At 52.8% G+C, this 14598-nt stretch carries 13 protein-coding genes; 6 read left to right on the forward strand and 7 right to left on the reverse strand.

Translation table 11 applies throughout. The features are described 5' to 3' along the window. Positions 1 to 8 precede the first annotated feature (8 nt). Both recN and ACZ5PT_RS19000 read right to left on the reverse strand, forming a co-directional pair. Positions 9 to 1685 (reverse strand): DNA repair protein RecN, encoded by a 1677-nt coding sequence (recN, locus tag ACZ5PT_RS18995; RefSeq protein ID WP_464264589.1) that lies wholly within the window; start codon positions 1683 to 1685, stop codon positions 9 to 11. Between the two features lie 82 nt (positions 1686 to 1767). Then, positions 1768 to 2622: an NAD(+)/NADH kinase gene (locus ACZ5PT_RS19000; protein WP_464266768.1), complete on the reverse strand. Its 855-nt coding sequence runs from the start codon at positions 2620 to 2622 to the stop codon at positions 1768 to 1770. Between the two features lie 195 nt (positions 2623 to 2817). Here ACZ5PT_RS19000 and ACZ5PT_RS19005 point away from each other — a divergent pair, with 195 nt between their 5' ends. Genes ACZ5PT_RS19005 through yidD form a run of 3 tightly spaced genes read left to right on the forward strand, consistent with a single transcriptional unit; the run spans position 2818 to position 5152 of the window. Beyond that, entirely contained in the window at positions 2818 to 4158 is a 1341-nt protein-coding gene (locus ACZ5PT_RS19005; RefSeq protein WP_464264590.1) for a replication-associated recombination protein A, read from the forward strand. Between the two features lie 59 nt (positions 4159 to 4217). After that, on the forward strand, positions 4218 to 4613 hold the full coding sequence (locus ACZ5PT_RS19010; RefSeq protein ID WP_464264591.1) for a tautomerase family protein: 396 nt from the start codon (positions 4218 to 4220) through the stop codon (positions 4611 to 4613). Between the two features lie 8 nt (positions 4614 to 4621). Then, positions 4622 to 5152 (forward strand): membrane protein insertion efficiency factor YidD, encoded by a 531-nt coding sequence (gene yidD / locus ACZ5PT_RS19015; RefSeq protein WP_464264592.1) that lies wholly within the window; start codon positions 4622 to 4624, stop codon positions 5150 to 5152. Between the two features lie 78 nt (positions 5153 to 5230). Here the strand turns inward: yidD and rodA are convergent, their stop codons facing one another. From rodA to ACZ5PT_RS19040, 5 genes are all read right to left on the reverse strand, one after another. Beyond that, positions 5231 to 6328 (reverse strand): rod shape-determining protein RodA, encoded by a 1098-nt coding sequence (rodA, locus tag ACZ5PT_RS19020; protein WP_464264593.1) that lies wholly within the window; start codon positions 6326 to 6328, stop codon positions 5231 to 5233. Positions 6329 to 6331: 3 nt separating this feature from the next. Beyond that, a complete protein-coding gene (gene mrdA / locus ACZ5PT_RS19025) occupies positions 6332 to 8185 on the reverse strand; it encodes a penicillin-binding protein 2 (protein ID WP_464264594.1) in 1854 nt (617 codons plus the stop codon). Next, positions 8175 to 8711 (reverse strand): rod shape-determining protein MreD, encoded by a 537-nt coding sequence (gene mreD, locus ACZ5PT_RS19030; protein ID WP_464264595.1) that lies wholly within the window; start codon positions 8709 to 8711, stop codon positions 8175 to 8177. Before mreD ends, mrdA begins: the two co-directional genes overlap by 11 nt. Then, positions 8708 to 9526: a rod shape-determining protein MreC gene (gene mreC, locus ACZ5PT_RS19035; RefSeq protein WP_464264596.1), complete on the reverse strand. Its 819-nt coding sequence runs from the start codon at positions 9524 to 9526 to the stop codon at positions 8708 to 8710. The genes mreD and mreC overlap by 4 nt, the downstream gene beginning before the upstream one ends. Positions 9527 to 9649: 123 nt before the next feature. Then, entirely contained in the window at positions 9650 to 10696 is a 1047-nt protein-coding gene (locus ACZ5PT_RS19040; RefSeq protein ID WP_464264597.1) for a rod shape-determining protein, read from the reverse strand. Positions 10697 to 10898: 202 nt separating this feature from the next. Here ACZ5PT_RS19040 and ACZ5PT_RS19045 point away from each other — a divergent pair, with 202 nt between their 5' ends. The 3 genes from ACZ5PT_RS19045 to ACZ5PT_RS19055 all read left to right on the forward strand — a co-directional run bounded on the left by ACZ5PT_RS19045 (position 10899) and on the right by ACZ5PT_RS19055 (position 14573). Next, a complete protein-coding gene (locus tag ACZ5PT_RS19045; protein ID WP_464264598.1) occupies positions 10899 to 12854 on the forward strand; it encodes a SurA N-terminal domain-containing protein in 1956 nt (651 codons plus the stop codon). Continuing rightward, positions 12854 to 13735 (forward strand): phosphoribosylaminoimidazolesuccinocarboxamide synthase, encoded by an 882-nt coding sequence (locus tag ACZ5PT_RS19050; RefSeq protein WP_464264599.1) that lies wholly within the window; start codon positions 12854 to 12856, stop codon positions 13733 to 13735. Before ACZ5PT_RS19045 ends, ACZ5PT_RS19050 begins: the two co-directional genes overlap by 1 nt. 190 nt (positions 13736 to 13925) lie before the next feature. Continuing rightward, complete coding sequence (locus tag ACZ5PT_RS19055) at positions 13926 to 14573, forward strand: hypothetical protein (protein WP_464264600.1); 648 nt, start codon at positions 13926 to 13928, stop codon at positions 14571 to 14573. The last annotated feature ends 25 nt before the right edge of the window (positions 14574 to 14598 follow it).

Below are 14598 nucleotides of genomic sequence, written 5' to 3' on the forward strand. Positions count from 1 at the left end.
AATAAGGTTTAGGCACTAACACGACCTTTAGAGCTACTGATCAATTCACGAGCGTGCTCTAATGTCCGCTCACCAACATGAGCACCACCGAGCATCCGCGCCATTTCCGCAACCTGTTCCTCAACATCCAAGCAGCGCAAACTGGTACTGGTCCGACCACCCACTTCATCCTTGGTCACACGATAATGCAGATCGGCAAAAGCGGCAACCTGCGGTAAATGGGTCACACACAGCACCTGTAATGCTTGTCCCAAACGACTGATTTTCTCACCGACCGCCGTCGCTGCCTCACCACCAATCCCGGCATCCACCTCGTCAAAGATCAGGGTTCGCACCCCATCCCCCTCCGGGGCGCTGCGCTTCAAAGCGAGCATAATGCGTGACAGTTCACCACCGGAGGCAATCTTGGCCAACGGCTGCGCCTCTTCCCCCGGGTTTGCCGCCAGATAAAACTCCCCGCGCTCCAGTCCGTCCAGCGCCGGTTCCGGCAAAAGCAACAAGCGCATCTCGAAGCTGGCCTTCGGCATTGCCAGATCGGCCAACTCTTTTTCGACTGCGCTGGCCAGAATAGCGGCCGCCTCGTTGCGCTGTCTGCTCAACAAGCCTCCGGCTGTTGCAACGGCTATCCGGGCGGCATCGAGATGCTGCTGCAATTCCGCACGGTGCCCGTCAAGATCGACCAATTCGGCCAACTCTGCTTCGATGCGCATCTGGTAAGCAAGCAGCTCTTCGACCGACGGCGCATACTTGCGTTTCAGTGTCATCAACAGGGCCAGTCGTTCCTCAACCTGCTGCTGGCGATGCGGTTCAAAATCAAGTTTGTCTGCATAAGCACGGAGTTCGCTGGCGACATCCTCCAGATTGTAAAGACTGCTGCGCAGCGTTTCTGCCAGGGTGGCCAACTGCGGATCGACCTGTTGCAGATTTCCTAACTGATCAGCGAGCGGACCAAGCTGGCCACAGATGGCCTGCTGGCTACCATAGAGGAGGGCATAGCCACCTGAGGTTGCGGCGGTCAGCTTCTCTGCATTCAAGAGCAACGAACGTTCCAGCTCCAGTTCAACATCTTCGCCGGCGATCAATTTGGCCGCAGCAAGTTCCTGTTGCTGAAAAAGCAGCATATCGAGGCGCTGTTGTCGCTCCCGTTCGGCCAGATCCAAACTGCCCAGCTTCTGCTGTAACCGCTGGCACTGTTCAAAGGCGTCCCGATATTCTCCCAGAGGCTTCTGTAATCCGGCAAAGTTGTCGAGCAATTCAAGGTGGGTTTCGGTGCGCTGTAGGTTCTGATGTTCGTGTTGACCATAGATATTAACCAACCGGCTGGTCAAACCACGCAACTGTCCCAGAGGTACCGGCGAACCGTTAATAAAGACCCGATTTTTTCCCGACCGCGCAACGATCCGGCGAACCAGCAGCTCATCCTCGCAGTCCAACCCCTGCTCGACAAGTTCGCGGCGGACCGCACTTTCACCCTGCAGATCAAAAATCGCTTCAACCGAAGCCTCGTCCGCTCCAGTACGAATCACCTCACCGCGCGCACGACCACCGAGCAGCAGGTTGACGGCATCGATAATAATCGACTTGCCCGCGCCAGTTTCTCCAGTCAACACATTAAAACCGGCCCCAAAAGAGACGTGCAGGTTCTCGATGATAGCGAAATTTTTTATTATAAGGTCGGTGATCATAGCGTAAGACCCGAGGATCGAAAATCAAAAAACATAAAAGCGGCTGACGACAAACCAGCTCTCCAGTTTTTGTCAGCGCTCCCTAGCGTTCCCCCCAACTCAGCTTGGTGCGTAAGATCTTGAAATAATCCTTGCTCGGACTGGTCACCAAACGGGTCCGCGCTTCGGAGCGGCGGACTTCAACCGTGTCTCCCGGCAGCAATTTGCGACCGACCTGGCCGTCGGCAGTGAAGAACACCACGTCATCCTCAAAATTGACCTTGATCTCAATGATCGACTTGCTCCAAACTACAATCGGCCGGTTGGTCAACATGTGTGGGCAGATCGGCGAGATCAGCAAACTATTGATTTCAGGGAAAATAATCGGCCCCCCGGCAGCCAGACTATAACCGGTAGACCCGGTCGGGGTGGCGACAATCAGACCATCGGCCTTGTAGGTACTTAAGTGGCGGCCATCGACGTAGGTTTCCATGTCGATAATCCGGGCCAGTGCGCCCTTATTGATAACCACATCGTTAAGCACCGTGTATTTGCCAACCACCTTGCCGTCACGATGAATAAAGGCATCGAGCATCATCCGGTCGGAGACCTGATATTCATTGCGAATCAGCAGCTCCAGCATCTCAGGCAGTTCATCGCGGGTGACCTCGGTAAGGAACCCGAGTCGACCGAGGTTGATGCCGAGGATCGGCACATTCAACTCACCGACCTGCCGGGCAACAGAGATCAACGTGCCATCGCCACCAAGCACAATAATCAAGTCAACCAGACTGGGGATATCTTCGCCGGCGTGGCCGTTAACCTGACCGATCTGCTCAGCCAGGCTATCCTCCAGCAACACCTCGATATTATCGCGCTTAAAACGAGTACAGATATCGAGCGCAAGTTGATCAGCATCGGGATGATTCTTTTTTGCGTAAACGCCAACTTTTTTCAGCACAGCAGCCACCTTGAAAAGTAATAAATTCATGCGCGCAGCGGCAAAGCCACACCCGGGAAAAGTCACCTCACGAAACTCCAGAGAGATACCACAAGCAAGAGCTTAAGTCTATCGGTTTCAAAGACTTAGAGAGTTGTTAAGATTGACCGCAGCATGCTACAGTGAGCGCTTCTTTAGACAATGGAATTGGCAATGGATCTCTTCGAACAATCAGCGCAAAACAGCAGCAACACACCACTGGCCGAACGGATGCGGCCACGCAATCTCGACGAGGTGGTCGGCCAGCAACATCTCCTTGGCGAAGGCAAGTTACTGCGGCGGCTGATCGAAACCGACCAACTCTCCTCGGTTATTTTCTGGGGGCCACCCGGAACCGGCAAAACCACCCTGGGCCAAGTGATCGCCGGCAGCACCCAAAGCCGGTTTGTTTTCTTTTCGGCGGTGCTCGGCAGCATCAAGGATGTGCGCGAGATCCTCGCCGAAGCCAAACAACAGCGCACCTACCATGGCCACAAAACCTTGCTTTTTGTCGATGAAATCCACCGCTTCAACAAGGCTCAGCAGGATGCCTTTTTGCCCTCGGTGGAAAAAGGCGAAATCACCCTGATCGGCGCCACCACCGAAAATCCCAGCTTCGAAGTCAACTCGGCGCTGCTCTCGCGCTCCCGGGTTTTTGTGCTGGAATCCCTCTCGGCCGCCGACCTGAAGATTCTGCTGCAGCGCGCACTGACCGATCCACGCGGACTGCCGAGCAAAAAACTTATAATGGATGACGAGGCCAGCGACTTTCTTGCCGAACAAGCGGATGGTGACGCCCGCATCGCTCTCGGAGCGCTGGAAGTGGCGGCCTCGGCAGCACAGAATGAGCACATTGACCTGCCGATTACCCAAGAAGCACTGCAGAAAAAGGCACTCCTCTATGATAAAGGGGCAGATGAACACTACAACGTCATCTCCGCCTTCATAAAAAGTATGCGCGGTAGCGATGCCGATGGTGCCCTGTACTGGCTGGCACGGATGCTTGAAGCAGGCGAAGCCCCGCTGTTCATCGTGCGCCGAATGGTGATCTTCGCCTCCGAAGATATCGGCAACGCCGATCCGCGTGCTCTGCAAATGGCCCTGGCAGTCCAGCAGGCGGTCCATTTTATCGGCCTGCCGGAAGCGCGCATCAACCTGGCGCAAGGGGTCACCTACCTAGCCACGGCACCGAAAAGCAACGCCAGTTACCTCGGTATCAACGAAGCCCTGGCAGAAGTGCGCAAATCAGGCGCGCTACCGGTGCCCAAGCATATCCGCAACGCACCAACCAAATTGATGAAAGAGCAGGGCTACGGTAAAGGCTACAAGTATGCCCATAATTTTAACGGGGCCGTTGCCGATCAAACCCACCTGCCGGACAAACTGGCCGGAAGCAAATATTACCGACCGACCGATCGGGGCTATGAAAAAATAATCAATGACCGACTGCAGCATCTGCAGGAATTAAAAAACGCGGCGATTCCAGCCCAAGAAGAAGATTCCAATAAGGATTAAACGCACCATAAGGAAGAATCAGCTATACTTTGCTGATCTCTAGACAACAGGGGGCGATGATGCCACATCTGCAGTTCGAACTGAACTTCACTCCGGCGATTTCGGAAAAACGTTCCTTTGCCGAAGCCACCAAACAACACTTCGCCGAGGTCATGAGCACCGGCACCGACCACATCGGGATCACCTTCCGTTGCTATGCAGAGGAAGATCTAGTGTTCGGACGAGCCGGGACCACAGGTAACATTGCTTTCCTCAACGCCGATATACGCGGCGGCCGAAGCGCGGAAAAGAAACGCCAGCTGAGCCTAAATATTATGGAAGAATTAAACCGCCGCTGGGATATCCCCCAGGAACATGTTTATGTGATCTACACAGAACATGATGGCCCAGACTTCCAGTTAAGTGACCGCGTGCTGCCAAGCTGGAAAACCGGCGAAGATCCGTTAAACGACTGAAAAAAAAGATGAAACTTCTGCTGCTACTCCTATTTTTCAGTGCTTGCCTCTGCAGCACCCTACTGGCTGATGACTGGGGTCCGTGGGAGGTTCCGTCACAACAAGCGCAGCAAACCACCACGAGTAAAGACCCGCTGCAACTGGCGGTGCGCCTGTTCCAGAAATACATTTCTCCGGTCGATGGCCCGCGCTGCCCAATGTACCCGACCTGCTCGTCGTACGCACTTCAGGCACTTCGCAAACATGGCCCGCTGCTCGGCACCTTTCTGACCGTCGATCGCCTCTATCACGAAGGCGATCGACATGAGCAACAGCAGCCGATCGATAAATGGGGGTTCGTGCGTTTTTACGATCCACTCGAAAACAACGACTTCTGGCTGAAGCAAAGCAAACGAAAGACGCACATCATCAGTAAAAAAGGGCTCAAACAGAGCAACGCTCAGGCGGATGTCGCCCTGATCAGCAGGTCGAACGACGGTCTGATTCCGGAGGGTTTTGAGCAGATCGGAGCCAGCATTGAAATCGGCCCGCAGCAATAATCATCTTTCAACTTAAGTAAAAAAACGGCCGGACAAATCATTGCCCGGCCGTTATTTTGCCAAAATTCTCTACTGTGTTCAAAAAATAAAGCGCCGCATACTGACACTCATCAACAAGCCAATCCCGATCATCGTCGTCACCATACTGGTACCACCATAAGAGAACAGCGGCAGCGGCACGCCGACCACCGGCAACAGGCCGATGACCATGCCGAGGTTGACGACGATATGCCAGAAGATCATCGCCGTCACACCGATGGCGAGAAACATGCCGAAACGATCCGCCGTGCGCCGGGCGATATAGATCCCCCAGATGACCAAAAACAGGTAACCGAGCAACAACAGGCTGCAGCCCAAAAAACCCCATTCTTCGGCAAATACCGAAAAAGCGAAATCGGTGTGTCGCTCCGGCAAAAAAGACAACTGCGACTGAGTCCCCTGAAGATATCCCTTACCGAAAAAACCGCCACTGCCAACGGCGATTTTCGACTGGATGATATGGTAGCCGCTGCCGAGCGGGTCGGCTTCGGGATTAAGAAAGGTCATAATCCGCGCCTTCTGATAACCATGCAAGCCGAACCAACCGAGCACCGCACCCACCACCCCCAACAGACTGAGACCAAGCAGAGTCGAGCGCTGCAACCCAGCGAACAGCAACATTGAGACGGATATAAACACCACCATCAGCGAGGTCCCCAGGTCGGGTTGTTTAAGAATCAAAACCACCGGCAGCAGCAACAGTAACGCTGGGCACCACAACTCGGACAGACTGTAGCCCTCGGGTTGCGCGGTTCGACCAAAGATCCTCGCCAGCAGCAGGATCATGACGATTTTGATCACCTCACTCGGCTGAAGATTGAAAAAACCAAGATTTATCCAGCGGGTTGCCCCCATCGAGGTCTTCCCCGAAACCAGCACAAACAGCAACATACCGATGGTGAGGATATAACCGTGGATAGCAAAATGTTCGAGATGTCGGTAATCGAAACAGCAGATCAGCAACACCAACACCAACCCTCCACCCAACCAGATCATCTGCTTCATGTAGAGGGGGGTTGAACTAAGTTGCCAGTTGGCGGTAGCACTGAACAGATTAAGGATACCAACACCGGCCAGCGTACAGACCGCCAACAGGAGAATCCAATCAAAATTGACCGCCAAGCGTCGATCAAACATTGCCTAATCTCCTTGCCTCTGCCGGTCTTGCTGCAGGGAAAAATAGCGCTCGATGATACTCTTGGCCACAGGACCCGCAGCGCTACCACCATGCTGACCGTGCTCAACCACCACCGCAACGGCAATCTGCGGATCTTCTGCCGGGGCATAGGCCACGAACAGAGCATGCGAGCGAAAACGATAGGGCACATCGCCCCCTTCGTCCAATTCTTCTTCCTCGTCCGATTTGCGTCGCACCACCTGAGATGTCCCGGTTTTACCAGCGACAACAACCTGATCAAGCATAGCCACCCGACCGGTTCCGCGCGGTTCGTTAACCGCCGCCACTAAACCGCTATTGATCGCTTTCCAGGCCGCCGGAGAATAAGTGGCCTGACGGATAACCTCGGTTTCCGGTTGCAATAACAGATTTCCCTGCCAATCCTCGATCCGCTCAATCAGTTGCGGCTTCAAAACCTTACCACCATTGGCGAGCGCCGCCGTCATCACCGCCAACTGGATGGGCGTGCTGAGAACGAAGCCCTGACCGATGGAGGCAATGACGGTTTCGCCAGCATACCAGGGTTTATTATATCGGGCGCGCTTCCATTCCTGGGTAGGGATGACGCCCTTTTTTTCGCCTGGCAACGGATAACCAACGGGTGCCCCCAAACCAAGTTCTTTAGCCGCCGCAGAGAGTTTATCGATCCCTAACTCCAGGCCAACCTGATAAAACCAGACGTCACAACTTTCACGCAGTGCTTTTTTCAAATTGGTGCGCCCGTGTCCAGCTTTTTTCCAGCAACGGAAACGCGACCCCCCAAGCAAATAATCACCCTGACAATCAACCACCCGATTGCTGCTGGCGATCCCTTCGCGCATTGCCGACAGGGCGACGACCATCTTAAATGTCGAACCGGGCGGATACTGTCCGGCAATCACCTTATTCTGTAATGGATGGCGCTTGTCTTTCAATAACGTCAGCCATTCATCGCTAGCGATCCCACGGGCGAACAGAGCCGGATCGAAGGTTGGCCGGCTGACCATGGCGAGGATATCACCATTGTTGACATCGAGAGCAATAGCCGCACCGGACTGATCGCCAAAGGCTTCATCCGCCGCGCGTTGCAGCTTCAGATCGAGCGTCAGATACATCCGGTTTCCCGGCTGAGCAGCCTCCATCTGAAGCTGCCGCAGGAGCTTGCCTTTGACATCAACTTCAAGCAGCCGCTGACCTTTTTCCCCTTTTAGATAAGCCTCAAAAGATTTTTCCAGAGCAATTTTACCAACGTAATCACCAGCACGGTAACCGCTGAACTTTTCGCTGGACAGTTCTTCTTCGGTAATTTCCCCCAAGTAACCGACCAAGTGGGCAGCCGAACCTTTTTCCAGATAATCACGCACCGGCCGCACCTCGGTTAAAACCCCCGGCAAATCAACGCTGTGCTCCTGAATGCGTTCCATCAACTCCCTACGGACATCATCCGCCAACGGCACCGGCCGGTAAATCGGAAAACGTCGGCCTTCCTGCCAGCGTTTCTCGAGAACCGCGAGATCGACTTCCAACAACAGCGCCAACCGTTCGAGCAAAGCCTGTTTATCCTCAACATCCTGGCGCATGACCGAAATGCGAAAGGAGGGACGGTTATCGACCAGCAACAGTCCATTACGATCATAAACCGGGCCTCGTGGTGCTTCCAAAGGCAAAACCCGGGTCCGATTGCGCACCGAGCGTTCCTGATAATCATCATGGCTGATAATCTGCAGATACCAGAGCCGGAAAGCCAACAGCAGAAAAACGAGGGCTGCGGCTGCAGAAAAAAACAGGAAGCGACGCTGAACTACCGGCAGTTCCGTCCATTTAGCATCAAGTCCCATGACGTTTACTCTGGTAAAGCAACCCGGCCAAACCGGCGCGGTTACCAAACAGGGGTTGCAGGCGCAAAACCAGGGACAGCATTGCCGCCGAAGCGAGTAAGTTGACAAGCAGCTGTTGCGGGAGGGCAGGCAATAAAATCTGCAACACCGGGCCGGCGTCAGCAAAAATAATCAGGCAGACAATAATCAACAGGTTCTGAAACAGGGTCCCCATGGTGATCAACAACATTAACAGGGGTGGACTTTCAACATTCAGGTGATCCGAGAGCAATCGAACCAGGTGCAATATCGCCTGGTAAACAAAGACATATAAACCGAGGCTGGTACCACTGAAACTATCGTGGATACCACCCAACAGCAGGGTTAACAACACCGCCCGCAGCATGTTTTCACTCAACCCCAGATAGATAATCAGTCCCAGCAGCAGATCCGGGCAAAGACTAGGAGGTAAAAATAGCGGGAAAACACTGGTCTGCAGAAGAACGGCGAACATGCCGATAAAAAGATAAAGAACAAAGCCTCTCATCGGTCTTCTCCAACGACCACCAGAACTTCTTCCAAATGGGAGAAATCCACGGCAGTGACAATATCAACCGTTTGAAACAGGCCAAACTTGTCGCGCATAACGGCAGAAACATAACCGAGCGGCAGCCCTTTCGGGAAAACCCCGCCCATCCCCGACGTCACCAGCAGGTCACCCTGCTCGATATCGGCATTGCGTAAAGCATAATCAAGGGTCATTTCCATCCCGTGACCTCGTGCGACGCCACGAGTCCGCGTTCTCTGAATTAATGCAGCAATGGCTGAAGAGGCATCTGTCACCAGCAAGACCCGCGAACTGTTGGGCGCCGACTTGATAATTCGGCCGACAACGCCCTGCGCCGCGACAACCGGCAGACCGACCCGCAAGCCGGCTCGAGTCCCCTTGTCAATCGTGATCGTCCGCGCCCAACTGCTGGCATCCTCACCGATGACCTGCGCCGGGAGCGCCGGACGATCAATGTCATCGACAAAGGCCAAGAGTTTGCGCAGGCGTTCATTCTGCAAACGAAATTCTTCGACCTGCTGCAGAGCAGATAACAGCTTCTGGTTTTCCTGTTCCAGTACGAGGTTACGCTGCTCAGTGTCGATCAACCAGACATAGCCCTGCCATAGACCGGAGAGGCTATCGGCAACACCGTCAATACTGGCCTGAAACGGAGCAGCCAGGGTCAGAACCGCCCGCTCCATAAACGTGGTCGATGTTTTGTGACGCAGGTTGTATGAATAGAAGAGTAATATGGAAAGCAGCAGGGCAACTGCCAGGAGAAAATTGCGGTAGCGTTTAACCAGGTCACGCATGCCAAGCCTCAACGACACCAAAGCTGCTGGCACCGGAATTGACGTAATACAAAATAAAAAGGGAGAATCGCAGGATCCTCCCCATTTTCAATCACGAAAACAAATGGTTCTTGTCACCAACGATCAAGACGACACAGCAACTTGCCGCAACAGATCAAGCTGATCGAGAATAGCACCAGAGCCAAGCACGACGCAGGACAGTGGATCTTCAGCGGCGACAACCGGCAGTCCGGTTTCCTCGCGCAGCAGGATATCGAGGTTTTTCAGATACGCACCACCACCCGCCAGCACGATACCCTTGTCGATAATATCCGCAGCCAGTTCCGGAGGTGTTCTTTCCAGGGTGATCCGCACCGCCTCGATAATGGTGTTGATCGGCTCAGACATGGCTTCACGGATTTCGTCGGAGTTGATCTCCATCGTTTTGGGGATACCACTAACAAGGTCCCGCCCCTTGACCTCCATATACGTAACCTCATCATCAGCAGCATAGACGTTACCAATCTCGATTTTGACTGCCTCCGCCGTACGCTCACCGATTAACAAATTATATTTGCGCTTCATATACTGAACGATTGCTTCGTCCAATTTATCGCCGCCAATCCTGACGCTCTGCGAATAAACGATTCCCGCCAGAGAGATGACTGCAACCTCGGTAGTACCACCACCGATATCAACGATCATATTACCGGAGGCCTCAGTAATCGGCAGGCCGGCACCAATGGCCGCTGCCATCGGCTCTTCGATCAGATAGACTTCGCGGGCGCCAGCCGACTCAGCCGACTCACGCACAGCCCGTTTTTCTACCTGGGTAATCCCGGAAGGAACACAGATAACAATCCGCGGCCGCACCAGGTTCTTACGGTTGTGCACCTTGCGGATAAAATAACGCAACATCTCTTCGGTGTAGTCAAAGTCAGCGATAACACCGTCTTTCATCGGCCGGATAGCGACGATGCTGCCCGGGGTTCGACCGAGCATCTCCTTGGCATCCTTGCCAACAGCCAAAACCTTACGCTGCCCGGCTGGACCGGTTTTCACCGCAACCACGGATGGTTCACTGACAACGATCCCTTTACCCTTCATGTAGACGAGTGTATTTGCTGTCCCCAAATCAATCGCCAGATCGTTGGAAAACATCCCCCATATCGCATTGAAAATATTGAACATAATTTATCCCGCTTAAGGCCGCTAACGGCGCAATACTGTGCTATTCATAGGCATTCGAAAAACTCGCTCACTCTAGCAAACAGACTCCCATTAAGCAAGGGCTTATAGCGGAAAAAATGATTGCTTTTCGGCAGATTGCTGGTCTAACATGCGGTGCTGTTTGACAACCTTTCACATCAATAAAATCGAGGAGTTCCCTGCAATGCTTGACTTTGTCAGAACCAAGCAAAAATCAATCCTGATTAAAATCGCCTTCGGGTTGATTATCCTGAGTTTCATCATCGGTTACACCATGCTGACCGCACCGACCGATTCGGGTGTCAGTCAAGGCAGCAATGTTGCTGCCAGAGTCAATGGCGACGACATCAGCTATGCAGCATTTCAAAGCAGTTATAGCAACCTGTACAACCTCTACCAAAGCATCTACCAAGGGAATTTCAACGCTGAAGTAGAAAAACAACTTAATCTGCCAAAACAAGCAATGCAGCAACTGGTCTACGAATTACTACTCGTTCAAGAGGCAGATCGACTTGGGCTTGAAGTCAACAATGATGAGCTCATTCAGGCGATCGCCCAGTACGAATCTTTTCAGGAAAATGGGGCTTTCAACCGTGCTCGTTATCTGCAGGTCCTCAATTACCAACGGATGACCCCCGAGCAATTTGAAGCCGCCCAGATGCGACAACTGCTCACCCAGAAGGTGCGAGACCAACTGCAACAAGGCATCAGCGTTGCTGACGATGAACTCAAAGAATCCTTTCATAAAGAAAACGACAAGATCAATCTCAACTACAGCTGGCTGACGCCAGCCCTGGTGGAGACCAAGGTCAAGGTCACTGACGAGGGCCTGCTCGAATATTTTGAACAGAACAAGGAACAGTTCCGCCTGCAGGAGAAAGTCTCTCTGCGCTACCTGCAATTCGATCCAGCTCGCTATGAAAAAGAGATTTCCAATTACAGCGACGAAGAACTCGAACGCTACTACCGCCGCCATTTGGATCTGTACGAAACCAAAGAGCAGGTCAAAGCAGCCCACATCCTGCTACGTGTGGCAGAAGGGGCTGATGCAGACACCAAACAGAAACGCCGCGACCTTGCCAGCGACCTGCTGAAACAGCTGCAAGAAGGCGCAGACTTTGCCCAACTGGCCCGCACCCATTCGGATGACAAAGGAACTGCCGAGGCGGGTGGCGATCTTGGCTATTTTGGCCGGGGCGTCATGGTCAGCAGTTTTGAAAGCAGTGCATTCAGCCTGAAACCTGGACAACTCAGCAATATTGTTGAAACGCCTTTCGGCTTTCATATCATCAAGCAGGAGGAAGCAATCGAAGCGGGCGTCAAACCGCTAGTCGATGTTATCGATGATGTTAAAGCCGGTCTGCTGATCGACAAATCACGTCAATTGGCCTATGAAAAGTCGATGGACGCTTACAACATCAATCGCAAAACCGGAAATCTCGAGTCAGCAGCCAAAAACAATGATCTCGGCGTCAAAGAAACTGGCCTTTTCAGCCGCGACGGCGCCATTGACGGTATCGGCAAAGCACCAGCCATCATCCAGTCAGCCTTCAGCTTGAAAGACGGTGAACTGGCCCGTCCAGTCCAGACCACGCAAGGTGTTTTCCTCTTCGCCCTAAAAGAACACCAGGTCAGTCGTCTGCCGGAACTGGACGAAGTCAAGCCGATGGTGGAAACGGCTTTCCGTGCCAGTCAGGCACAGACCTTTGCCAAAGAACTTGCAGATCAACTGCTGGTCAAGGCCAATCAGCTCAAGAGCCTGCGTAAAGCAGCCGCTGAGCTTAAACTGAGCGTCGAGGAATCAGGCGAATTTACTCGCAGCTACGGTGCATTTATCCCCAAAATCGGATCAAGCCAAGAACTTGCGGATGAAGCCTTCACCCTGACCGAAGACGCACCGATCGGATCCCAAGTTTACACCATCGACAACAAATACCTGGTCGCCAGTCTCAAAGAAGCAAAACAGGCCGATTTCGACAGCCTTGATATTGCCGCACGAAGCAAACTTGAAGAGCAGCTGCTGACTAGCAAAAAAGATGCGGCAATCACCGATAAACAACAGGAGCTACTCGACCAATCCCAGGTTGAAGTACTGGTTCCAGAACTCATCAACATCTTTGTAACCGGGAGTACCAACTAATGACACCGATTATCACCCAGACCAACTGCCCTGAACTGAACCTGGTTAACCGCGGTAAAGTCCGTGATATCTATGACCTTGGCGAGCACCTTCTGATCGTCACCAGCGACCGGATTTCAGCCTTTGATGTGATCATGGATGAAGGTATCCCACAAAAGGGCTACGTTCTAACCGAAATCTCAAAATTCTGGTTCGATCAGATGACGGACCTGATTCCGCATCACCTGATCGCCACCGAAGTCGATGACTTCCCGGCCATCACTCATCAGTATCGCGACCAACTCGAAGGACGCAGCATGCTGACGAAAAAGGCCCAACCGCTGCCAATCGAGTGCATCGTTCGCGGCTACCTCTCGGGGAGCGGCTGGAAAGAGTATCAGCAAACGGGTTCCCTTTGCGGCATCCAGCTGCCGGCCGGTCTCACCCAAAGCGATAAATTGCCGAACACCATCTTCACCCCATCAACCAAAGCAGAACTGGGTGAGCACGACGAAAACATCACCTTTGCACAAGCCGCGGAGCTCTGTGGTGGCGATGTCGCCCAACAAGTAAGTGACATCAGCATCGCTATCTACGAACGGGCCAGAAAGCTGGCAGCGACCAAAGGGATCATCATTGCCGACACAAAATTCGAATTCGGTATGTTCGATGGTCAGCTGATCTGGATCGATGAAGCCATGACCCCCGATTCTTCTCGTTTCTGGCCAAAGGACCTCTACCGTCCGGGTGCGGCCCAGCCAAGCTTTGACAAGCAGTTCCTGCGTGACTATCTAGAAACACTCGACTGGAACAAACAGGCGCCAGCTCCCAAACTACCGGAAGAAATCGTCCGGAAGACCGGTGAAAAATATCTCGAAGCGTTACAACGCCTGACTGCTTAAATCCAAAACACTGAGCCGCACTGTTTTTATTCAACCGTGCGGCTCAGTGTTTTTTAACCCTACCCTTTGCTTCCCTCCATTTAATATGGCAAACTGTTAATACTATTTCCATCTGAAGTAACATTTCCGGAGGCCGTCCTTGAGCAGCCAAGTCATGATAAAACTATCGCTGCTGTGCTTTCTGGTCAGCTTGGCGATTCTAAGCCAACTCACGGCCTGCACCACAAGTAAAACATTTTCGTCACCTGCTGTCGGAGCAGCTGAGTATCGACAACAAGCGTCGTTAGCGATCCATGAAAATCGCTTTGCCGACGGCACTAAATTACTCATCAAGGCTATCAAGCTTGAGCCTCGAGGAAGCGACTATCTACTGCTCGGCAATTTGCAGGAAACCCTTGAAAAATATCGCCAAGCGCTAAAGTACTACCAAAAAGGTCTTGAATATGCGGTCGATGCTGAGCTAAAACTATCTCTCAGCTTTTTACTTGCAACACTCGAGGCGCTTGAATTTGACCAATTCGAAAAAGCTGCAACACAAGCCAAACAATTGCCGGACAAATCGGCCCATTATCTCAACCTGCAGGCGCTGTTAGCTATTCAGCAGAACCATTACGATGCAGCAATCCGTTTAACCGAACAGATAGTCAGCAGCAACCAGGAACAGGAAATGACCGGCTGGGCTCACTACCATGCAGCCCGCGCATGGGCCGCTGTCGGTAATGACCCGAAAGCTTTTCAAGCCTTATTTTTTGCGATCAATAATGCCCGCGGTCACGGCTTGGTTGCCCGAATCACCCGATTATGGGAAGAACTCAAACAGCTCCCGCTGGCAGAGTAAATAAGTTGTACCTGTCGACAAAAGG

The sequence above is a fragment of the Desulfuromusa ferrireducens genome (genome assembly GCF_055389805.1).